Source organism: Nocardia sp. IFM 10818 (assembly GCF_054655275.1).
In genome coordinates, this window is the sequence record NZ_BAAHJH010000001.1 from 8,161,755 (window position 1) to 8,184,316 (window position 22,562).

Annotated in this window: 16 protein-coding genes; 7 read left to right on the forward strand and 9 right to left on the reverse strand. The window is 69.7% G+C overall.

Going from position 1 to position 22,562, the window contains the following annotated elements:
• Nucleotides 1-68 precede the first annotated feature (68 nt).
• Both ACYQ5L_RS37760 and ACYQ5L_RS37765 read right to left on the reverse strand, forming a co-directional pair.
• Nucleotides 69-1,751, reverse strand: coding sequence for a hypothetical protein (locus tag ACYQ5L_RS37760; protein WP_459963011.1), 1,683 nt, complete (start codon nt 1,749-1,751; stop codon nt 69-71).
• 826 nt (nt 1,752-2,577) lie between these two features.
• Nucleotides 2,578-3,246: a GTPase domain-containing protein gene (locus tag ACYQ5L_RS37765; protein WP_459963012.1), complete on the reverse strand. Its 669-nt coding sequence runs from the start codon at nt 3,244-3,246 to the stop codon at nt 2,578-2,580.
• Between the two features lie 251 nt (nt 3,247-3,497).
• On the opposite strand from ACYQ5L_RS37765, the gene ACYQ5L_RS37770 reads away from it, so the two are divergent.
• From ACYQ5L_RS37770 to ACYQ5L_RS37785, 4 genes are read left to right on the forward strand one after another with little or no spacing between them, the layout of a single operon-like run.
• Nucleotides 3,498-4,841, forward strand: coding sequence for a lipase family protein (locus tag ACYQ5L_RS37770; protein ID WP_459963013.1), 1,344 nt, complete (start codon nt 3,498-3,500; stop codon nt 4,839-4,841).
• A 59-nt stretch (nt 4,842-4,900) separates the two neighbouring features.
• Complete coding sequence (trmB, locus tag ACYQ5L_RS37775) at nt 4,901-5,704, forward strand: tRNA (guanosine(46)-N7)-methyltransferase TrmB (protein WP_459963014.1); 804 nt, start codon at nt 4,901-4,903, stop codon at nt 5,702-5,704.
• Complete coding sequence (locus ACYQ5L_RS37780; RefSeq protein WP_379197283.1) at nt 5,701-6,447, forward strand: NYN domain-containing protein; 747 nt, start codon at nt 5,701-5,703, stop codon at nt 6,445-6,447. The genes trmB and ACYQ5L_RS37780 overlap by 4 nt, the downstream gene beginning before the upstream one ends.
• Nucleotides 6,447-9,836, forward strand: coding sequence for an MMPL family transporter (locus ACYQ5L_RS37785; protein ID WP_459963015.1), 3,390 nt, complete (start codon nt 6,447-6,449; stop codon nt 9,834-9,836). Before ACYQ5L_RS37780 ends, ACYQ5L_RS37785 begins: the two co-directional genes overlap by 1 nt.
• Nucleotides 9,837-9,951: 115 nt before the next feature.
• On the opposite strand, the gene ACYQ5L_RS37790 is transcribed toward ACYQ5L_RS37785, so the two are convergent.
• The 6 genes from ACYQ5L_RS37790 to ACYQ5L_RS37815 all read right to left on the reverse strand — a co-directional run bounded on the left by ACYQ5L_RS37790 (nt 9,952) and on the right by ACYQ5L_RS37815 (nt 17,207).
• Nucleotides 9,952-12,234 carry a DUF2339 domain-containing protein gene (locus tag ACYQ5L_RS37790; protein ID WP_459963016.1) on the reverse strand — a complete coding sequence of 761 codons (2,283 nt, stop codon included), beginning with the start codon at nt 12,232-12,234 and terminating at the stop codon, nt 9,952-9,954.
• A 91-nt stretch (nt 12,235-12,325) separates the two neighbouring features.
• The gene (locus ACYQ5L_RS37795; RefSeq protein ID WP_459963018.1) at nt 12,326-13,150 is read right to left on the reverse strand and encodes an alpha/beta fold hydrolase; all 825 of its coding nucleotides are present in this window, start codon (nt 13,148-13,150) and stop codon (nt 12,326-12,328) included.
• Nucleotides 13,151-13,222: 72 nt separating this feature from the next.
• Nucleotides 13,223-13,987, reverse strand: coding sequence for a DUF1707 SHOCT-like domain-containing protein (locus ACYQ5L_RS37800; RefSeq protein ID WP_459963019.1), 765 nt, complete (start codon nt 13,985-13,987; stop codon nt 13,223-13,225).
• Between the two features lie 61 nt (nt 13,988-14,048).
• The gene (locus tag ACYQ5L_RS37805) at nt 14,049-14,717 is read right to left on the reverse strand and encodes a response regulator (protein WP_459963020.1); all 669 of its coding nucleotides are present in this window, start codon (nt 14,715-14,717) and stop codon (nt 14,049-14,051) included.
• Between the two features lie 17 nt (nt 14,718-14,734).
• Nucleotides 14,735-15,910, reverse strand: a complete 1,176-nt coding sequence (macS, locus tag ACYQ5L_RS37810; protein WP_459963021.1) for a MacS family sensor histidine kinase — start codon at nt 15,908-15,910, stop codon at nt 14,735-14,737.
• Complete coding sequence (locus ACYQ5L_RS37815) at nt 15,894-17,207, reverse strand: AI-2E family transporter (RefSeq protein ID WP_459963022.1); 1,314 nt, start codon at nt 17,205-17,207, stop codon at nt 15,894-15,896. Before ACYQ5L_RS37815 ends, macS begins: the two co-directional genes overlap by 17 nt.
• 147 nt (nt 17,208-17,354) lie before the next feature.
• Here ACYQ5L_RS37815 and ACYQ5L_RS37820 point away from each other — a divergent pair, with 147 nt between their 5' ends.
• The 3 genes from ACYQ5L_RS37820 (at nt 17,355) to ACYQ5L_RS37830 (ending at nt 20,478) form a co-directional block, all read left to right on the forward strand.
• Nucleotides 17,355-18,872, forward strand: a complete 1,518-nt coding sequence (locus ACYQ5L_RS37820; RefSeq protein ID WP_459963663.1) for an adenylate/guanylate cyclase domain-containing protein — start codon at nt 17,355-17,357, stop codon at nt 18,870-18,872.
• A gap of 4 nt (nt 18,873-18,876) precedes the next feature.
• Entirely contained in the window at nt 18,877-20,028 is a 1,152-nt protein-coding gene (locus tag ACYQ5L_RS37825) for a lysylphosphatidylglycerol synthase transmembrane domain-containing protein (RefSeq protein ID WP_459963023.1), read from the forward strand.
• A gap of 72 nt (nt 20,029-20,100) precedes the next feature.
• Nucleotides 20,101-20,478 (forward strand): DUF3054 domain-containing protein, encoded by a 378-nt coding sequence (locus tag ACYQ5L_RS37830; RefSeq protein ID WP_459963024.1) that lies wholly within the window; start codon nt 20,101-20,103, stop codon nt 20,476-20,478.
• A gap of 377 nt (nt 20,479-20,855) precedes the next feature.
• Here ACYQ5L_RS37830 and ACYQ5L_RS37835 read toward each other — a convergent pair whose 3' ends face one another.
• A complete protein-coding gene (locus ACYQ5L_RS37835; protein WP_459963025.1) occupies nt 20,856-22,424 on the reverse strand; it encodes an NTF2-like N-terminal transpeptidase domain-containing protein in 1,569 nt (522 codons plus the stop codon).
• Nucleotides 22,425-22,562 lie beyond the last annotated feature (138 nt).

Sequence of the window (22,562 nt, forward strand, 5' to 3'; positions counted from 1 at the left end):
CGCCATATATCCCGGCGTATGGAATCGGGTTGTCCAGTCGGTACCGGGTCGAAACCTCGGACCTGCGGCTATGCGAATCCGAGTACGGCGAGGTCACGTTCGCATGCCGTGGTGAGACCCGGTCTGCGGTGCGCCGCCTGCCGCAACTGCGCCTCCAATTCCCCGACCCGAAGGTCTGTTTCGACCATGCGCGCGGTGGCCGCCCCGACCACCTGCTCGGTGAGCCGTTCCTCCGCCGCCACCAGCGCCGCGGTCACCCGCTGTTCCAGCTGCGCCTTCACGTTCACCAGCGCCTCGGAGACCCATTGCTGCAGGTGAGCGCGTTCGGCGAGGTGCCGGCGGGCGCGCACCACCCAGCCGGCGACCGCGACACCGAGAACCAGACTGACCGGCACGATCGCGTAGTCGAGTGCCTCCCACCACGCCAGCGGAGCCACCACGAACCGCCCGAAACCGAAGCCCGCGGACGCGCCGAACGCGATCACCAGATGGTCTTCCACACCCCGCCAGCGCGGCTGGGGATCCGGTCCCGCACCGGGGGCGCGCGGGCTCTCGCCGGTACCGATCTCCCATCCGGAAACGTCCAGCGACTGCTCGATTTGCCGCGTCAATTCGCGTATTCGACGGCGAACGAGGCGGTCTATCTCATATGTGAGTTTTTCCACTGTTTCCGCCACGCGCAATGGGAAACTCTTATGTCCGCCCCGCGGCAAACGTTCGACCTCACCGCGCAGCCCCGCATTCACCGCCCGAATTCGCGCACCCACTTCGTGCACCAAATCCACCCGCGCCAAATGCGTTCGATTCCGCACCATGGCCAGCGCCGCGCCGCGCCCGCCGTCCCCCGCCGCCAGCAATCTGGCCCGCTCCTCCCGCAGCGCCGCCACATCCCCGCCGTCCCGCAATTTCTCCAGCTGATGCGCGATCCGCTCCCGCGTCTCCGCGAGCACCCGCTCCCGCACCATGGCCACCTGATCCCCGGCCGCCCCCGCCCCGGCCGCCGCCACCAGCCGCGCATGCAACACCCCCACCCCGGACCGATCCACCAGCGCCCCGTCCCCCGCCGCCCGCCCCGCCGCCGCCAGCCGCGCCGACACCGGAACGATCTCGACCCCCGATTCACCTACTCCGGCTCCCGCCGCTCCGGGTATCTCCGCTCCCAGCAGGGCGATATCCCGCGCCTGCACCTCCTCCCACTCCTCGTGGGCATGAATCCCGTTCAACGCGAACACGATCCGCGTCCCATCGGCCCACAGCCCGCGCACGGTGCCCAGCATCTCCGCACCGATGGGCGACCCACCGTCGAGCACGACGAGCGCCACCGCCGGCGGCGGCACCTCGCCATCGCCAGAAGATGCCGGCCGAGTCGAATCACTCCCCACCTCGAACAAGTCGATCCGCGGCGTGAACCGCGCCAACTCGGACCGCAGCAGCATGATGTTCACATCGCCCCCGCCGATCAGCGCAACCGATCCACCGCCCGCCCGGGCAGCACTCCGCATCGCCCGCCACAACGCCAGCCCGTGCGGATTCCACCGCGCCACCACGGCCTCGACTCGCGCGGCGAGCTGCGCCGATCCGGAGTCCGGATCCTTCTCCAGCAGAACATCTTCCGCTGGTGCGGAGCGCCCATCGAGCTGCGACGCCGTGCCGCCACCCGAGCCATTGGGCGACCGCGCCCCACCGGGCGGCAGCGACTCGGAGCTCGGCGCCACCGACTCCACCGGCGGCAGCGACAGCGATGCGAACAATGCCGATATCGGCTCTGCCGTATGCGATTCCGGCTCGAGCGACCGCGCCCTCGCCCCGCCCAACGGCCCGGCGGGTGCCGGATCTACCGAATTCCGAGCCTGATCGGGCAACGACAACCCCGCCGAATGTCGCTCCCGCACCGGCTGGAGCGGCGCCTCACGCGGCCCGAACGACCGATCGTAGGGCAGCGCACCGGGCACCACGGTCGGCCCGGGAAGCTCCGTGCGCTCGGGCGGTTTCGGGTGGGCGTTCGCAGCGTCATGGTCCACCGTTGGTAGTTCGTTCCCGCCGCGGCGACGGCTTGCTCAGGCGGGCCCGAGCAACTCCGAGCGGCCTGCCGAAGGCTGCTTCCGCTCAGCCGGAAATCGCGATTCCCGGCTGCCCGGACCCCTCCCTCGTGCGATGACGCGCTCAGCACCGCTAGCGGTTCGAGCACCCGCCGACCGACTCGGGGGCCGCCCGGACCACTCCCACGTACGGCGACACGCTCAGCACCGCTAGCGGTTCGAGCACCCGCCGACCGACTCGGGGGCCGCCCGGACCACTCCCACGTACGGCGACACGCTCAGCACCGCTAGCGGTTCGAGCACCCGCCGACCGACTCGGGGGCCGCCCGGACCACTCCCACGTACGGCGACACGCTCAGCACCGCTGGCGGTTCGAGCACCCCGCCAAACAGCTCGGGGGCCGTCGGGTGGATCGGGGCCTTCAGCGGGGGGCAAGGGCCGGTTCGCGGCCCGGCGGTGGTGGATTGTTCCCGCGCCGGGACCAGCGCGTCCGGTGGCACGGACGAGCTGCGTAGAAAGTGCTTCATGCCGGGGTGATTCAGGATCGGCAGGGTGTCGATGTCAGCTCGTAGCGGCGGTGGAGTTCGTGGTGGACGGGGTCGATTCCGCTGGCGGAGTGGAGGATTTGCAGGAGGGAGCAGGGCGACAGGGAGGGGTCGTGGTGGAGGGCGGCCAGGGCGCAGGCAACGCCGTGCAGGGCCCAGCGGGCCAGGAGCAGTTGCCGGTTGGCGACGTCGGCACCCGCGTCGGGGGTGGTGAAGAGGTCCGGGGTGAGGGTGAAGGCCGGGTCGGTGCGGTGCCGGTGCAGGCGCAAGGTTCGTAGGTCGGCGTCGGTGAGGGTACCGGCGCGGGTGTGGGCGGCCAGGGAGGCGACCACTGGGAAGACCGGCAGGCCGAGGGCGGCGCTGTGGGATTCGGCGGCGGTCGCGGCATCGGACCAGCGGGTGCCTATGGTGTCGGCCTTGTTCAGGAGGACGAGCGCTCGGTCGGAGGGCACGGTGGCGAGGGCGCGACGGTCGGCCGGGCGGACGGTGCCGGCGAGGATATAGAGGACCAGGTCGGCGTCGAGTACCGGATCGGGTTGCCCGGGTTCGTCGATCGGCGCGGTTTCCTCGGCGGACTGCAGCGCCAAGGCATTTCGTACCGTGGTCTTTCCGGCGCGGGCGCGGCCGGTCACCTGGATGCGCAGAAGTCGCCCGGGCGGCACGCGGGCAGCCTAGTTCAGCGGTGTTGCGCGCGTGGGCGGTTCGGCCGGACGGGCGCGGATTGTCCGCTCACCGGGACTCGGCTCACCATGTGAATCGGGTCTACCTGTGCGGCAGCACAATTCGGTGCGACTACTCTTCACAGACCCCCGCGATTCCCCTAATGTTGCCTTTTCGTCGGCTGTTACGCCGATCACGGCTTCGGCGATATTCCTCTCGCGTCCGGCAGCCGGGACACGAGGAGGAGGTTGCGATGACGCTCAGTGCCGAGGCCCTCGGGGGGACCGACACTCCCGGCAGACCCACGGCTGGACGGCCGCTGCCGCCCAGCCGGGACCCGTTCTTCCGCGCGCCGCGGGGCTTCAATCTGCAAGCGCCGGGCACGATCCTGCGCAGCCGGCCGGTGGAGCTGGCGCTGCTGGGCGTCGTGCCCCAGCAGGTGACGGCGTGGCAGCTGCTCTATCGCAGCAGTGACCTGCACGGCCGGCCGGAGGTCGCGGTCACCACTGTGCTGCTGCCCAAGGGCGCCGCGCCGGATGCGGAGCGGCCGCTGCTGGCCTTTCAATCGGCGCAGGATGCCGTGACCGATCGGTGCGCGCCCTCCTATGCCCTGCAACGCGGCGCGCTGGCGCCGGGGTCCATCACGCAGTTGGAGTGGATGCTGGTCGCCGGTGCGCTGCGCCGCGGCTGGGCGGTGACCATTGCCGATCACGAAGGCCCGGACGGCAATTTCGGCGCGGCCCGCGAACCCGGGTATCGCACGCTCGACGGCGTGCGCGCCGCGCTGCGGTTCGCGCCGCTGGGCCTGCGGTCCGAGACCAAGGTCGCGGTGTGGGGATATTCGGGCGGCGGGATGGCCAGTTCGTGGGCCATCGAGATGGCTCCGGAGTACGCGCCGGAACTGCATATCGTCGGCGCGGTGCTGGGCGCGCCGGTCGGCGATCCCCGGAATGTGTTCCTGCGGTTGAACGGCAGCATGTACGCCGGTTTCCCGGCCATTGTGATCGCGGCCCTGCACCGGGTGTATCCGGCGCTGGCGGAGGTGGTGGCCAGGGATTTCACGCCCGAGGGCCGCCGCATCCTGGAGCGCGTGCAGAGCCTGGGGCCGATCGCGGCGCTGCCGCTGCTGATCGGCCGCCGCATGGAGGACTACCTGCGACGGCCGCTGGAAGAAGTGCTCCCGGACCTGGAGCCCATGTTCGACGACATGCGCCTGGGCAATTCGACGCCGGTCTGCCCGGTGCTGGTGGTGCAGCCGATGAACGATCAGATCATTCATGTGACGGGCATCGACGGCCAGGTGCAGCGGTACCGGGAGGGCGGCGCGGCGGTCTGGTACGTGCGGGACCGTCTCAGTGAGCATTTCTCGCTGCTGCCGCTGTCGACGCCGCTGAGCCTGGATTGGCTGGCCGATCGGCTCGCGGGCGAGCCGCTGCAACCCCCCACGACAAGAACCGTCTGGTCGGTAGCATTGGCTCCGTCGCGCTGGCGCGGCATGCTGGAAATGGCCACTACCGCAATGCGTGTCACGTTCGGCCTGGCCCTGGCGCCGGAGCCGGCGCCGCCGACCGCCGAGGTGTCGGGCCTGGCAGCCTGAGTGAGGGCACATGCCCGAACTCGTGGTCGATTGCTGCGCTAATCATCCAATACTGGACAATGGGCCCCGTGAACGACGCCGCGAACCACACTGCCGAGTCAGTCCCCGGGCCGCGGTCCGCCGACCGAGCCGGTGACGCCGATCACCGCACCGGCAACCGCCTCTACCCCCGGGTCACCAGTTTCCGCTCCCGCCGCGGCGCGCTGACGCCGTCGCAGCAGCAATCCTGGGAACGGATGTGGCCGCGCATCGGCCGGGACGTCTCCGACGAATCCCTCGACGCCGACGCCTGGTTCGGCCGTTCCGCGCCGCTGATCATCGAGATCGGCTGCGGCACCGGCACCGCCACCGCGGCCATGGCGCAGGCCGAGCCGCAGTTCAACCTGATCGGCGTGGAGGTCTACAAGCCGGGCCTGGCGCAGCTGGTGCAGCGGGTCGAGCGCGAAAACATCGACAACATCCGGTTGTTGCGCGGAGATGCGGTCGATGTTCTGGAACACATGATTGCTCCGCAGTCGCTGACGGGCGTTCGGGTGTTCTTCCCGGACCCGTGGCCCAAGGCGCGCCATCACAAGCGACGGCTGCTCCAGCCGGCCACCATGACACTCATCGCGAGTCGCCTGAAGACCGGCGGCGTGTTGCATGTCGCCACCGACCACGCCGATTACGCCGAGTGGATTGCCGAGGTCGGAGCGGGAGAATCCCAGCTCATCGGCATGAATGAGACCACCGGAGGGGATCCGGAGGCGTATCGTGAAAAGGCACCAATCGGTTTTGAACGCCCGATTACCAAGTTCGAAAGCAAAGGACTCCGCGCGGGTAGCGCCATCAGCGAGTTCATCTGGGGGAAGATCGAATCATGAGCGTCAGTGAGATGGCCCCGGAGGTCGCGGATGTTGCCGAAATAATGCACGGCACTGCCTCGGGGGAACTAACGGGCGGCCCGGGAATCACCGGCGGCCCCGCGGATGTGCGCCGCGTGCTGCTCGTCTGGGACGCGCCGAACCTCGATATGGGGCTGGGCGCGATTCTCGGCGGCCGGCCCACGGCCGCCTATCGCCCCCGCTTCGACGCGCTCGGCCGGTGGCTGCTGGCCCGCACCGCGGAACTATCCGTGGGCAGCCCGACCCGGGTCGAACCCGAGGCCACCGTCTTCACCAATATCGCCCCCGGCACCGCCGATGTGGTGCGACCGTGGGTGGAGGCGCTGCGCAATGTCGGCTATGCCGTCTTCGCCAAACCCAAGATCGACGAAGATTCCGATGTCGACTCCGACATGCTGGCCCATATCGAACTGCGCCGCCGCGGTGCGGGTTTGGCCGGCATCATGGTCGCCTCCGCCGACGGCCAGGCCTTCCGCGCACCGCTGGAGGAGATCGCCGCCACCGGCGTGCCGGTTCAGGTGCTCGGATTCCGCGAGCACGCGAGTTGGGCGGTCACGTCGGATATTCTCGAGTTCATCGATCTCGAGGACATCCCGGGCGTGTTCCGTGAACCGCTGCCCCGGGTCAGCCTCGACTCGCTGCCCGACGAGGGAGCCTGGCTGCAGCCGTTCCGGCCGCTGTCGGCGCTGCTCACCTCCCGTCCCGCACAAGGAGTCGCTTAGTGTTCACCCGCTGGGGCGACCTGGTCTACAAGCTGCGCTTCACTGTCCTGGGCGTAACCGTCGCCGGCTTCCTCGCCCTCGGCGTGTTCGGGTTGGGCTTGGAAAACCATCTCAGCTCCAGCGGATGGTTCGATCCCACCTCGCAGTCGACGAAGGCTGCGGAATTGAAGGATTCGGTCTACGGGCGCGATCACAGCGCGGACATCCTGCTGCTGTTCACCGCGCCCGATGGCAAGACCATCGACGATCCGGATTTCAGCAAGAAGGTCGTCGACAAGCTCAACAGCCTCCCCAAGGAATACCCGCTCATCACCAAGGTCAACGGCGCCTACTGGCAGACCGAGACCGGCGAGTGGATCCCGAATGTCGCGGGCAGCAAGGACAAGAAGTACGCCTTCGCCGCCCTGTCCCTCGAGGGCAATAACGACACCGAGATGCTGCGGAACTACAACAAGGTCAAGAACGCCTTCGAGATTCCCGGCGTCAAGGTCGAGGTGGCCGGTCTGCAGCCGATCGCGTTCACCCTCAACGACACCATCGCCAGCGACGTGAAACGCATGGAGCTGCTGGCGCTTCCGGCCGTCGCGGTGCTGCTGTTCTTCATCTTCGGCGGTATCGTCGCCGCCTCGCTGCCGCTGATCATCGGCGGGCTCACCATTCTGGCCTCCAACGGCATCATCATGGGGCTGACCAAGTTCACCGAGGTGAACTCGTTCGTCTCCGCCGTGGTGTCGATGATCGGCCTGGGCCTGGCCATCGACTACGGCCTGTTCATCGTGAGCCGGTTCCGCGAGGAGCTGGCCGAGGGCTACGACACCAAGGCCGCGGTGCGCCGTGCGGTCATGACGGCCGGCCGCACCGTGACCTCCTCGGCGACCATGATCATCGCCGCCAGCGCGGGCATGCTGCTGTTCCCGCAGGGCTTCCTCAAGTCGGTCGCCTACGGCACCATCGCCGCGGTGCTGCTGGCCATGGTCTCCGCGCTCACCGTGCTGCCCGCCCTGCTGAGCATCCTCGGTCCGCGCGTGGACATGCTGGGCCTCAAGTGGATTCGCCGCACCAAGACCGCCGACGAGGTGGAGAACAGCTTCTGGGGGCGGATGACCGCGTGGGTCATGAAGCACCCGCTCAAGGTCGCCATCCCGCTCACCATCGTGCTGCTGCTGCTCATTATTCCGGTGAAGAACCTGCAGTTCGGCGGTATCTCGGAAACCTATCTGCCGCCGGACAATCCGACGCGCCTGGCGCAGGAGCACTTCGACGAGGCCTTCCCGCTGCGCAAGTCCGATCCGGTGCAGCTGATCATCATCACCGACAGCTCGCGCGATATCGGCCCGATCCTCAGCCAGGCCAACCAGGCGCCCGGGCTGGTGAAGAACGCCCAGTTCCAGGTTCCGAAGAAGCCACCGAACGATTCGAACGTGTGGGTCACCGAGGCCACTGTCGTGGACAGTGCGCATCCGGAGGAGACCGTCGACTATCTGCGGTCGATGGAAGTCCCCGAGGGCGCGCAGGTCATGGTCACCGGTCAGCCGGTCATGATGATGGACTCCATCAACTCACTGCTCGATCTCATGCCCTTGATGATCGCGCTGGTGCTGCTGGTCACCACGGTCCTGATGTTCCTGACCTTCGGCTCGCTGGTGCTGCCGCTCAAGGCGGCGCTCATGAGCGCGCTCGGCCTCGGGTCCACCCTGGGCATCCTGACCTGGATCTTCATCGACGGCCACGGCGCGAGCCTGCTCAACTTCACGCCGCAGCCGATCATGTCGCCGGTGCTGGTGCTGATCATCGCGATCATCTACGGCCTATCCGTGGACTACGAGGTATTCCTGTTGTCCCGCATGGTGGAAGCGCGCACCCAGGGCGCGAGCACCACCGAGGCGGTCCGCATCGGCACCGCGCAGACCGGCCGCATCATCACCGCGGCGGCGCTCATCCTGCTGGTCGTGACGGGCGCGTTCGCCTTCTCCGAACTGGTGATGATGCAGTACATCGCCTACGGCATGGTGGCCGCGCTGTTCATCGACGCCACCGTGCTGCGCATGCTGCTGGTGCCCGCCACCATGAAGCTGCTCGGCGACGACTGCTGGTGGGCGCCCGCCTGGATGAAGAAGATCCAGCAGAAGATCGGCCTGGGCGAACCCATCCTCGACGATGAGCGCCCCGGCGGCGGTGAAGTGATCGACCTGGTCAAGACCACCCCGGTCACCGACCCGGTCACCATGCAGATGCCCGCCCTCACCCCGAGCGGCGCCCTCCCCCGCATCGGCCGCTTCAAGCCCAAGCCCCGCACCGTCGACGTCGACAGCGAGGCCCCGACCCAGAAACTGGGCGACGCCGCCCCAACGACTCCGGTCGCCAAACAGGCTCCCGCCCAAGGTGTTACGCCGCGATCGAGCGGCGGCGCCCCGGCGCGGCCCGGCAGCGCCGGACCCGCCGCATCCGGCAGCGGAGGCCCCCACCCGCCCGGCAGCACCGGCTCCCCCGGATCCGGCAATGCCGGTCCCGGCCTGTCCGGCAGCACCGGTTCCACGTCCTCCGGCAGTGCTGGTTCCGCCGCTTCCGGTGGTGCCGGTTCGGCAATGCCCGGCGGTGGGGACCCGGCCGCGTCCAGCGGAGGCGGCTCCGGATCGTCGAACGGCGCGTCCGCACCATTCGGCAGCGGGCTGCCCGGCCGCCCGGGCGGCGATGCGTCGCCACAACCGGGCGGCGGAATACCCGCTCCGCGACCGGCTCTCGGCGCCCAGTCCGGCGGTGCGCAGCCCGGCGGTGGCGCGCCCGCGGCCGGTGGTCGGCCCGACCGTGCCCCCGATGTGGGCTTCACGCTCTCCGGTTCCGGTGCGCCCGCGGCGAATTCCGGTCCCGCCGGAATGCCCCGCCCGGCAGGCGATCAGCCCGCCTCGCGCGGCCAGGACGGTTCCTTCGCCCAGCAGTCCGGCTTCGCCGCGCAGCCCGCGCAACCGGCCATGCCGTCGATCTCGCAGCCCGCGCCGCAACCGGCCTCCCCCGCGCCGCAGCCGGCTTCGCCTGCCCCGCAACCGGAATCGCAGTCGCAGGATTCGGCCGCCGGGGCGGACCGGGTGCTGCCGCCGCCCGGTGTGCCGAAGCTCCCCCCGCATCCGGCCACCCGCGCCCAGCTGTACCAGCCGCACGAGCCCGAGGCGGCCCAGCCCGCGGATGCGGCCGAACAGCCACATCCGACCCACCATTCGGTGGATGATCAGCCCCAGGCGGGCGGCGGCCGCAGCAGCATCGAGCAGTGGATGTCGGACCTCCGCTCCGCCAAGCGCCGCCCGGGCAAGGCGGATGACGAGGGCAAGCATCGCGGTGGCGAAGGCCGCACCGTGAGCGTCAACGAACTGCTCCGCCGCCAGAACCGCGACTGAGCCCAGACAGCGAACGCCCGGCCCGGACTTCGCGTCCGGGCCGGGCGCTTTCGTATCCGGTCACCCGCCATCCCGCCGGAGTGGCGAGGCGCGCGGAGCACCGCCGCCCGCGCGGCTAGTGTGACGGCGCTCCGTTATTGCCGGCCTCGGCGAAGGCACGGGCGTAGCGGGTACCGGCCAGCAGCAACAGGACGCCGACCACCAGGAAGGCCCCGGCACGAACCAGACCGTCCAGCGTGGCCAGGTCGAACAGGAACAGCTTGGCCAAAGCGGCCGCTGTGACCAGAAGCCCCGCGGCCAGAGCCACTTTCGCCTGTTGCGGGGTGCGCGACAGGCGGCGCAGGCCGAACAGCAGCGCCGTGGTCGCGGTCGCCATCCAGACGACGGTGGCAATGCCGTGCCCGGCGAGGAAGCCGTCCGGGTTGCCGGTGGCGACACCCACCGACACCGCCAGCGCGGTGACCGCGTACAGCCCCGCGATACCGCTGATCACCGCGAGCGCCGTGGTCTCGGATTCATTGGCCGCCAAGCCCAACCGGCGCACGCACCAGAACACCGCGGCCAGCACCGCGAGCGCCGCGATGGCGGCCAGCGCGGTCGAAATCCCCAGGCGTTCTTCGGCATACCGCTGCTCGGCGAGCATTTCCGGGGTGGCATTGGCGAGGAACGCCAGCGTGCCGAGCACGGTGAAGGCGGCACCGATACCCGCCGCCACCCGCGAGCGCTGCTGACCGGCAACCGCCAGGACGGCGAGCGCGACCAGGTACAGCGCGATCGGGAGGGTCTGCACCCGGGTCGCGCCCAGGCACGCCTCCAGCACGGCACACGCCCCGGCCACCGCGGCGACCGCCGCCAGGTGGCCCGGAATACGCACGCGGTCGGCCACTTTCGGCAACCACGGCAGCACCGCGACCAGCAGCAGCGCCACGGCGAAAGCGGCGGAGACGATGACGGCGGTCCTCCGCTCGAACATGGTGGGCGCGGCCAGCAGCGGCACGGTCGCCGCCGCGAAGGTCAGGCTCGCGGTGACATCCCCGGCACGGCGACGAACGACGAGGACCGCACCGGCCAATCCCACCACCGCCACCGCGACGGCGGCGGCGAGCACCTCGTACCGATGCCCGCGCGGTTCGTCACCGAGGCTCGCCATGGCGACCGCGATCAAGGTCGCCAGCACGGCGGGAACGGTGCGAACAATGTGCAGATACGGCCAGTCCCGCACCAATTGCACCGGCAGCGCCGCGATCTGGAGCACGATCAGGAAGGCCAGCAGCGCCAGCTCGGTGGTCACCGCGGGCGACAGCAGCGCCGCGCCGAGCACCACGAGCACCGCCAGCGCCTGGGAACGCCACTGCAAGGCGAGCCCCACACCACCCGCGGCAATCCCCAATGCCACCGCATAGCCGAGCACTGGATGCAGCCACCCGTAAACAGCCGTCACCGCGACGACATCCAGATATCCCCCGGCGATACCCGTAGCCGCCAGCGCGACGGCCCCCACCCGTCCCCCGGCCCTTCCGTGCACCCGCATCCCGACAGCCACCAGTGCTGCCGAGAACACCGCCCCCGCAACAACTCTCGGCACCGGCCCGAAGAACCCCGCCTGCGCCGCCAGCACCAGCAGCATCACCACACCGATCAGCGTCACCCCCACACCCGCGACCGCGAGCACCCGGCTGATCACCCCCTCCCGCTGCCACCACGGCGTCCGCGGCTCCCGCGCGGGTAGTCGGCGCGGCGGCTGCGCAGCCGGATACGGCTGATACATCGGCTGCCCGCCACCCATCCAGCCCGGCCGAGCACCTCCGAATCCCGGCCCGACCGGAGCCCCCGGCTGTGCCTGCCCGGGCAGCTGCCCCACAGCAGGCGGGATCGGTGCGCCCGCCGGGAAAGTCGCCCCGGACTCGGCGGGCTGCTCGGGCACGAAGGAGCCGCTCGCCGAACTGGCCTCGGCACCAGCGCGCCCACGCGCTGCGGCCTCGGTGGGCGAAGGCGGTCGACTCCAGTGCGCGAAGGCCGGATGCGACTGATCGGCGGGCTGCGGGGCGCCGGCTGCCTCAGAGGTGTTCCGCCCGCTGGACGGCGGCACGACCGATTGGCTCGGTGTGGCCCGGCGACCTGCTGCGGGCGTCCCGGTCTCCGTGGCGGTTTCGCTCTCCGAACCGGGTCGCGGCTCGCCGCGGAGGGCGGGCGGTGGCATGGTGCCGCCCGCAGTCCGGGGTGCGGCAGCGGGCGGGGTGTGGGGGTGGGGATCGGATGAGGTGTGGCGGTTGTATTCGGCGAGGACCTGGTGGTGGAGTGCCTCGAGGTCGCGGCCGAGCAGTCCCATGTGGGTGCTGAGCGAGGTGAATTCGGTCGACAACCGGGCGAGCAGTCGCGGATCGATGGCGGTATTCATGGCAGCAATGCTCGCGAGCTGCGGGTTTGGGCGCATGAGTAGAAACACGCGGGGGTGCGGCGATTACTACCCGAACATGGCGGGGCGGGGATCAGGCTGATTGAGGGGCGGTTGCCGCGCGGGCGGCGGTGGCGCGGATGTGGGCGGTGATGGAGTCCGGGTCCTCGAGCATGGGGACGTGGCCCACGCCGGGGAGGGGGCGGACGGTCAGGAGCGGTGTGTCGGTGAGGGGGGCGTAGACGTGTGGGGGGAGGACGCGGTCGTGTTCGGGGAGCAGGATGGTGGTGGGGGTGTCGAGGGTGTTCAATCCGGTGAAACCGAAAGGGAGAGCCGGATCTTCGGCCAGGTCGGCGAGGATGGTGCAGTTGGCGGGGGCGGCGGCCATGGCGGTGGCGAGGCGGTTGGGGACGGCCGCGGGGCGGTGGGCCAGGAGCGGGACCAGGAGGCTGCGGATCATGGACGGCATGGCCGGGGGGCGGTCGGTATCGAGGCCGATGAGGGGGCCCAGGGCGCGGTAGCGGCGGAGCAGGGAGGCCGCGGCGGAGGGGCCGGCCCACAGGCCCGCGGGGGCGACTGCGGTGACCGAGCGGGCGCGGCCGCGGGCGGCCAGTTCCAGGGCCAGCCAGCCGCCTACCGAGTTGCCGGCAATGTGGGCGGTGGCCCAGCCGGCCTCGTCGAGCAGTGTCTCCATGGCGTCGACCAGCGAGGAGAAGGTGGCGGGGCGGGTGGGCGCGGGGCCGCCCCAGTGGCCGGGCAGGGTGGGGGCGAGGATGTCGAATCCGTCGCGGCCGGCGGAACCGGCGAGGTCGTCGATGACCGGAGCCCAGGACTGCCAGGTGAGGACCAGCCCGTGCAGCAGGAGCAGTGGTTCGCCGCGGCCGATGCGGATGCAGGGTTCCGGAACCGAATCTGTCACGCCGCCTTCCACCATGTGCGTGACGATACCCGCCGTAAATTGTTGCTGCCCGGTCTGTTTCGTTGAGTGGAGTCAAGCGCCGTTGAAGAAGCGCTTCCACTGGGTGGCGAACGGATGCTTGGCGGTCGCCGATCCGAAGCGCAACCGGCCGTGCACCACCAGGTGCAGCGGGCCCATGGGCGGTCCGGTGCGCACCTTGTTGTTGATGCTGCCGCCGAGGACGTCGAGCCCGTTCAGATCGACGGTGGCCTCCGCGGGGACGATCAGCTCGATGGAGGTCATGAAGTCGTCCACCTGGATCTCCACCACCTGCGTGGACATGACGGCCTGGGTGAAGTCCAGGGTCACGCTGCCCATGAAGTCGTTGAGCACCAGCACCGGCGGCACCTGCCAGGTGCCCTTGCGGGTCAGGCCGGACAGCCGGGCCCGGATCACATTGCCGCCGACCTGCTGCGACCCGCCCTGCACCGGCGCGAAGCGCTGCTGGATGTGCGCGAACCGCTGCTGTGCGTGCGCCATCCGCGCCTGCGCGTGGGCGTAGCGCGCCTGCGCCGGCCCGAACGGCGGCCGCGCCGGGTACGGCTGGGCCGCGGGCGCGGGCTGCCCGGCCAGCCGGATGCCGGGCAGATCGACGAGCACGGCGTTCAATTCGCCGCGCGTCTTGGCGGCGAGGGCCGTGTCCATGCGTTCGGTGAATTCCCCCAGCGACAGCATGCCGAGCCCGACCGCGCGTTGCAGCAGCCGCCCGACATGTTCGCGTTCGACATCCGACACCCGCAGATCCCGGTCGCCGACCACGGGGGTCTCGACGCCGGAAACAGATTCAGGACCACCCATGGATTCGAGGCTAGCGAGCGGGCGGGCGCGCGCGCATCAGGGCAATCCCTGAATCCGGTCCCTACTCGAGGCCCTGTTCGATGGCATAGCGGGTGAGCTCCACCCGATTCCCGAGCTGCAGCTTGCGCAGCGTGGATTGCACATGGTTCTCCACGGTGCGATGGCTGAGACTGAGCCGGGTGGCGATCTGCTTGGCGGACAAGCCCTTCGCGACCATGCGCAGCACCTCGGTCTCCCGGTCGGTGAGCGCGGGCCGGTGCGGTTCGTCGCGATCGGGCGGGGTGTTGGCGATGCGCCGGTATTCGCCGAGCACCAGCCCGGCCAGGCCGGGGGTGAACACGGCCTGCCCGGCGGCGGTGGCGCGCACCGCGTCCTCGAGTTCGGCGGCGGAGGCGCTCTTCACCAGATAGCCGATGGCCCCGGCCTTGATGGCGTCGAGCACGTCGTCGCGTTCGGCCGAGGCCGACAGCACCAGCACCCGGGTGCGCGGGGAGACCCGCAGCACTTCGGCGGTGGCGTCCGCGCCATTGCCGTCGGGCAGCTGCATATCCATGAGGACGACATCGGGGGTGACCGCCGCCGCGCGCCGGCCGGCGGCCCCGACGCCGTCGGCGGTGGCGACCACCTCGAATCCGGCCTCGGCGAGGTCGCGGGCGACCCCGTCGCGCCAGATCGGGTGATCGTCGACCACCATGATCGTGATCCGCTGTTCGTCATCCGCTGCTGACATTCGTGCCTCCCGGCTCCTCATGCTCGTTTGGGTATCCGGAATTCCCACTCGGCTCCATCGTCCTCGCCGGCGGCGGCTTCGAAGAGCAGGTGCGCCGTCCCGCCGATGGCCGCGATCCGGCCGATGATCGACCGGGAAACACCCATGCGCCCTTGCCCTTCGGCCTCGGCGAGCCGTCCGGCCGGAATACCGGGCCCGTCGTCGCGCACGCTGACGATCAGTTCGCCGCCGGTATCCTCCAGCAGCACATAGGCTTTCGCGCCCGCGCCGGCGTGCTGGACGACATTGGCCAGGGCCGCGGCCACGGCGGCGGCGATCTCGCGGGCCTCCCAGCGGCCGATCAGCACCGGATCGCCGGGGGTGGACACGAAGACCGATGGCGTGGCCTGGGCGGTCAGCAGCGGGCGCAGGTCCTCCTCGGCGGCCCCGAGGTCGGCGCGTTCGCCCTGTTCGGAGAGCAGCACCCGCAGCGCCACCTCCTGCTCGCCCGCGCGTTGCGCCAGATCCGCAGTGGGCCCGCCGATTTCGGCGCCGCGCCGTTTGATGTAGCTGAGCACCTGGAGCACGCCGTCGTGCACTTCCCGGGCCAGCCGTTCGCGTTCCTGCGCGGCGGCGGTGAGCCGCACCGCACGTTGCAGCTGCTGCTGGGCCCGGCGCGCGGTATTGGCGGCCAGCCCGATGGCCAGGCCCACCGACACCAGGACCGGCAGCGTCGCATCGCGCCAGACATCCAGTTCCCATTGGGATCTGGCGGTGATGATGGCCCCCGAGACCAGCAGTCCGGAGCCGATGCCGCCGATCGGGCCCCACAGAATGGCCGAGGACATGACCGCATTGGCGGTCCACAGCGTGGTGGGCAGGGTCTGGTGGTTGTGATACCAGTCGTAGTCGGCCACCAGCCGGGTGGCGAAGATGAGCACGATGATGACCAGGTGGTCGCCGATGACGACCGCGGTGCGGGCCCGCTTCAGGTTCCGGAAGTGCGTCTGCGACAACAGCACCGCCGAGACGCCGGACCAGACGGCCATGGCGGCGATGAGCACCCAGCTCAGCCGCTGATCGGTGTAGTGCGGCACCGAGGCGATCTGCTGGCCGACCGCGTACAGCAGGGTGACCAGCCGGAAGGCCTGCGCCGCCCGCCACAGTGGGCCGGTGGCCGCGTCGTCGGGGTCGGGTTCAGTCCTTGCCGTCACCGCTGGAACTCCCGGCGCCACTGGGACTCTCGGTGGTGCGGTCGGCCGCGGCGGTACGGTCCTGGGCCTTGCCGTCGCGGCCGAGCGGCGGCAGCTTGTACCGGTTCGGGTCGGGCTTATCCGGTTCGGCGCTGTACATGCGCTGATGCGGGTCGGCAGTGGTCAGCTCCTGGTACAGCTCTTCCGGCGAATCCGCCAGCAGCGACCGGATGGCGGTATTGAGCAGCGCCACCAGCGGCACGGCCAGCAAACCGCCCGCGATACCGGCCAGCACCACGCCCGCGGCAATGGCGAGCACCACCGCCAGCGGGTGGATGCGCACCGCGCGGCCCATCAGCAGCGGTTGCAGCACATGACCTTCCAGCTGCATGACCGCGATGGTGATGCCGAGCACGATCAGGGCGGTGACCAGGCCCTTGGTCATGAGCGCGATGAACACCGCCACCGCGCCCGCCATGAACGAACCGATGATCGGGATGAACGCGCCGATGAACACCAGCGAGGCCAGCGGCAGCGCCAGCGGCACGCTCAGAATGGCCAGGCCCGCGCCGATGCCGATGGCGTCGACCAGGGCCACCAGCACGGTGGCGCGCACGAATCCGGTCAGCGTGCCGAATCCGAGCCGCCCCGCGGTGCGCACCCGCTCCCGGTTCCGCTTGGGAATGATGCGCGTGCAGAACTCCCAGATCTGATCCCCGCCGTAGAGGAAGAAGATGAGGATGAACAGGGTCAGGAAGGTCCCGGTGAACAGGTGCCCGATGACCGTGGCGGTGGTGAGCGCCCCGCTGGTCAGCGTGTCCTGATTCGATTCGATGGTGTTGACGATGGTGTTGCCCGCATTGCGGATCTGATCGTCGCTCATGTGCAGCGGCCCGTTGATGAGCCAGTCCTGGATCTGCTTGACGCTGTTCTTGAACTCGTCCGACAGCTGCGGCACACCCACGACGAACTGCTCCACGACGAAGGTCATGATCCCGGCGAGCAGCCCGAGCGACCCCACCAGCACCACGAACACGCCCAGCGAGCGCGGCACCCCGAACCGCTGCATCATGTCCACCAGCGGCGACATCAGCGCCGCCGCCAGCAGCGCGATGGCCAGCGGAATGGTGACGGTGGACAGCCGCTGCGCGATCCAGGCGACGGTGATGACGGCGGTGAAGATGAGCAGCAGCCGCCAGGACCACTCGGCGGCTTCCCGCACGATCGGATGGACGGCCTCGGCATCCCGGCGGCGGACCGATTTCGGCGTGCCGGAATCCTGGCCGGAATCTAGGGACCCTGCCTGCGCCTCGCTCACCCCAGCGAGCCTACTGTGCACAACCCCCTGCCGCCCCGACCCGCGCCTGGACATCCGCCGAGTTCGCGGGCGCTGAAGATTCGCGCGGGCGGGACCGCCGCTAGATTAGTGGGCGTGTCAGCGCCCTTGGAAGCGGTCAAACAGACCATGCGAACCCGCTGGCCGCTGTACCTCGTTTCGATGCTCGCGGCCAATGCGTTCGGTGCTGTCCTGGTGTGGGCGTTCATCCAGTACGGGCTGCCGGTGCCGGAGGGCGAGACGAGCGCGACCCGGGAGACCGGGCTGCTGATTCCGGGCCTGATCTTCGTGATCGGCGGGGTGCTGAGCCTGACGGCATCGGCGCTCATGCTGCGGCCGGTCATGCGCTGGCAGATGCGGGGCGGGCCGCCGAGCCGGCAGGAGCAGATGGCCGCACTGCACGCGCCGTTGCGGCAGTCCATCCTGCATCTGGTGCTGTGGCTGATCGGCGGCGCGATCATGGCCTCCCTCATTATCGTGCGGGCCCCGGAGCTGGCGGCCGCGGTGATCGTGACCGAATGCATGGCCGCCACCATTGTTTTCGGCTTCACCTACATGCTGGGCGAGCGGATTCTGCGGCCGGTGGCGGCCGAGGCGCTGACGGTGGGCGCCTTCGATCACACGCTGACCCCGGGTGTCGGCACCCGGATGGCCATGACCTGGGGCATGGGCACCTTCGCCCCGGTGATCGCCATCGTGCTGCTGTGCGTCACGCAGATTTCTTCTCGCGTTCAGTTTTCCGCGCAGTCGCTGGCGGTCTCCATCCTGCTGTTGTGCGGAGTGGTGATCATGCAGGCGCTGGCGCTTTCCATGCTCACCGCCTCGAGTATTTCCGATCCGATCCGGCAGCTCAGCCAGGCGATCGATCGCGTACAAGAAGGCGCGCGGGATGTACAGGTGGAAGTCTTCGACGGTTCGGAAATCGGTCTGCTGCAAGTTGGCTTCAACCGGATGATGGATGAAGCGGCCAAACGCCGGGAACTTCAGGAATTGTTCGGTCAGCATGTCGGCGAGGATGTGGCGCGGCGCGCATTGGAGTACGGCACCGAACTCGGCGGTGAAACCCGATTCGTCGCGGTGCTGTTCGTGGATATGGTCGGATCCACCGCGACGGCCGCGGAACGACCGCCCACCGAAGTGGTCAGCCTGCTCAACGAGTTCTTCCGCATCGTGGTCGATGTGATCGACCGCCACCACGGTTTGATCAACAAATTCGTGGGCGATGCCGCGCTGGCGATCTTCGGTGCGCCCCTGGACCGCCCGGACGCGCCCACCGCGGCCCTGGCCGCCGCCCGCGAGCTGCGCGAAGCCCTGCGCGAGGTGCCCGGACTGGATATTGGAATCGGGGTTTCCGCTGGTCTGGCGGTCGCCGGAAATATCGGTGCGGCAAATCGATTCGAGTACACGGTGATCGGCGATCCGGTCAATGAGGCGGCCCGGCTCACCGAACTCGCCAAGGAACGCCCGGAACGGGTGCTCACCTCACGCAGCGCACTCTATTTCGCCGACGAGAACGAACAGCGGCGGTGGCAGACCGGGGAGGAGGTGCAACTGCGCGGCCGCCGGCGGAAAACCCGGCTGGCCTGGCCCGGGGAAACCAGCGACCAGGTGGATGCAGACGTGGCCGCGGCCAGTTCGTTAGGCTGACGACGTGACGGCCCATGGTGACTTGGCCGGCGAACCAGCGCCGCCCGCGGAGAACTCCCGCCGTGGCAGGTTCTGGTGGGCCAAATGGATTGTCGGGGCCGGGCTGCTCGCACTGCTGATTTCCGAAGGCGTTTATCTATATCCGCGCCTGACCGATTCCTGGAAGAACCTCACCGAAATCCATTGGGGCTGGGTCGCGGCCTGTATCTGGATGCAGGCGATTTCCATGGCCGGATACGGGCGCATCCAGAAACAGCTGCTGCACGCCGGCGGCGTGGAGGTGAGCCAGCGCAAATCGGTGTCGGTGGTGTACGGCTCCACCGGGATGGCGCTGACCCTGCCCGCGGGGCAGGTGTTCTCCACCGCCTTCACCTATCGCCAGACCCGGCGCTGGGGGGCCAGCCCGATCGTGGCGTCCTGGCAACTGGTCATCTCGGGTGTGGTGGCGGCCGCGGGGCTGACCCTGCTGGGCGTGTTCGGCGCGCTGCTGGTCGGCAATCGGATCGGGCCGGGCAAGGTGATCCTCTCGCTCGGCGCGGTGGCGCTGCTGGTGTGGGGGTTCAACTACGTCTCCGCGCACCCCGGCGCCCTGGAATCGTCGCTGCGGCGAATCCTGCACCTGGTCAACCGGATTCGGCGCAAGCCCGCCGACGAGGGCATGGACAAGGTGGGCGAGATCCTGGATCAGCTGGAACTGGTGGATCTCGGCAAGCGCGACGGGGCGCTGGTGACGTTCTGGGCGATCGTGCACCGGCTCGCCGATGTGGCGTGCCTGGGCGCGGCCTGTTACGCGGTGGGCGCGGATCCCAGACTCGCCGGGCTCATGCTGGCGTTCGCGGCCGGAAAGGCCGTCGGCACCATTCCGTTCGCGCCGGGCGGCATCGTGTACGTGGACGCCACCCTCATCTACTCGCTCACCGTGGCCGCGAGCCTGCCCGCCTCCCAGGCGGTGGCCGCGGCCTTCCTGTATCGGCTGATCAGCTTCATTCTGGTGGCGATCGTGGGCTGGATCGTGTTCCTTTTCCTGTTCCGCAAGCCGCAGGCCGGGGATGCCGAATACGAGCGGGAATTCGAGCATCACCGCGCGGGCGGGCCGCTGGTCGCCGACCGGCGGCGGCCCAACCCGCCGCCCGCCCAGGAGAATCCGGGCGCCTGAGCCGGATGCGGCCGCGACCGTAGTGTGTGTCCCTGCAAAGCCCGCCGCGCGCCGCCCGTTAACCTGTGGCCCGTGAAGAAACTGGTGCCTTTCGCGGTCGATGCAGTGCTCGTCGTCGTGTTCTGCGCGATCGGCCGCAGCAGTCACGACGAGGCCGTCCTCGCCGGGCTGGTGCGCACCGTGTGGCCGTTCCTCACCGGCCTATTACTCGGCTGGGTCATCGCCGTCGCGGTGGCCGCGGGACGCGAAGGCATGACCGCCGCAAAGCGTTTCGACGGCGGCGCGGTCTGGCCCACCGGCGTCATCGTCTGGCTCAGCACCCTCATCGGCGGCATGCTGCTCCGCGTCGTCAGCGGCCAGGGCACCGCCTTCAGCTTCGTCCTCGTCGCCGCCACCGCCCTAGCCCTCTTCCTGCTCGGCTGGCGCGCCGCCATGAAAGCGCTCCGCTGAACCCAACTCTCGAAGCTCTCAGGGGCTCCGTCCCCGAACCCCCAACAGCGACCAAGGGCGGAGGGCCACTGAAACCAACTCTCGGAACACTCAGGGGCTCCGCCCCCCGAACCCCCAACAGCGACCACGGGCGGCGGGCCACCGAAACCAACTCTCGGAACACTCAGGGGCTCCGCCCCTGAATCCCCAAGAGCGACCGGGAGCTGTCCACCCGCACCGGACGCTCAGGGGCTTCGCCCCCGAACCCCCAAGAGCGACCAAGGTCGGTCCGCCGCGCCAGGGCTATTGGCTTCGCCCTCCAGCAACCGGGGCCCGTCCACCTCTCCCTCACCATGCAACCGGGCCCCGTCCGTTAGGACGGGGCCCGGTTTCTGTTTTCAGTCGTCGGGTGAAGCCAGTGCTTGGAGGAGTCTGGCCGCCATGCGGGCGGGCGCGTCCCCGCTGTCCACGTCGTCGATGTGGATGGCGAAGGCCAGGTCGCCCATGGTGGCGATGAGCCAGCCGCCGGAGCCGGCGGTGGCGCTGATGGCTTGGACGCCGGCGTAGCGGCCGAGGGCGGCGTTCTCGGGGGCGGCGGTGCCTTCGGCGAGCATGGCGCGGACGCGGTCGGTGACGTTGGCGGGCAGGGGCTGGATGTCGGCTTCGGTGGTGGCGGGGCTGCCGATGGCGATCATGGGGCGGGGCAGCTGGCCGTTGGCGATGGCCGCGGCCGCGATGGCCATGCCCCAGGGGCTGGCCAGCAGGGAGTCGGCCGCGCCGCCGCGGCTGATGGTTTCGGCGCCCTTGCCGGTGGGGAGCCGGCCGGTGGTCTCGTCGAGGCCGGGGACCTGGAAGTCCAGGCCGACGCCGAGCATGGTGGCGGCCTCGGCGGCATCGCTCACCGAGACGTCCTGCGGCGCTTTGTTCTTGGCGACCGCGGCCACGTTCTTGAAGATCTCGATCAGCCCGCCGACCGGGTACAGGCCGGTGAAGGCCACCGAACCGTGCGCGCTGGCGTAACTGTTCTGGGCCGCCGCGACCACCGCGCCCGAGGAGGGCTGGATGGCCACGATGGAGGCGGGCGTGCCCGCGCTCACCACGGCGTCCTCGGTGGCGCGCTGCAGGCGCTGGTCCATGGTGGCCGGGATATCCGGTCCGGGCGGGCCCTGCGCGCCGGCCAGCTGGGTGACGAAGGCGCCGTCGGGCTCGAACAGCTGCACGCCCCAGCCCGCGGTCTGATCGCGCGAGTCCTGCCAGACCTTGCGCAGCGAGTCCAGCAGCGGCGACCACACCCGGCGGTCCACGGAGATGAGCTTGGGCTGCTTCTCCAGCACCACACCGGGAATCACGGCCATCCGCGGTTCGAGAATGGCGAAGTCGCCGTCGCGCAGGTTCACCGCCACGATGGGTTTGCCCTGCGAGGCCGCCAGCTGCTGCAGGAGGCTGTCGCCGGTGATGAGCGGCGCGACCGGTTCGATGGCGGCGGCCAGCGCGTTGGCGGTGCCCACCTGATCGCCGGTCTTGGCCGGGTCGATCTTGACGACATTGATGGTCTGCTCGGTCATCAGCGGCGCGCCGACGATGTCGTTCACCCGCGGCGCGGGCACGGCGTAGGTGCGGACCAGCTTGACGGTCCGCTTGCTGTCCAGCTGCGGCATGATGAGCGCCGGATCCCACGAGATGCGCCAGCCGACACTGAGTTTGCGGACCTGGCCCTGCAGATCGAACTTCCAGTCCTTGTGCTCGCCGAAATTCCAGGCGCCGGTCATGGAGAACATGCCGGTACTGCCGTCGAGGCCGATGTACTGGGTGAGTTCGTAGTCGGGTTTACCCGGCTCCAGGCCGCTGAAGACCTGCTTCAGCGTGGTGGACGCGCCATTGGGGTAGGACGTCAGCCGTGCCGCGCCCTCGTAGTCCTTCTCGTCGAGCAGGGTGGCGAACCGTTCGACGACGGTCTCCGGGCCCATGGCCCGTTGTTCCCGAAAAGCACATGACCCCATCGCAATCGCGAGGGCAGCCACCCCCGCGAGCGCGATTGCGCCCCGTATACGGAAGCGGCGGGATCCCCACACATCCATATCGCCCACTCTTCACTCTTGCCACAT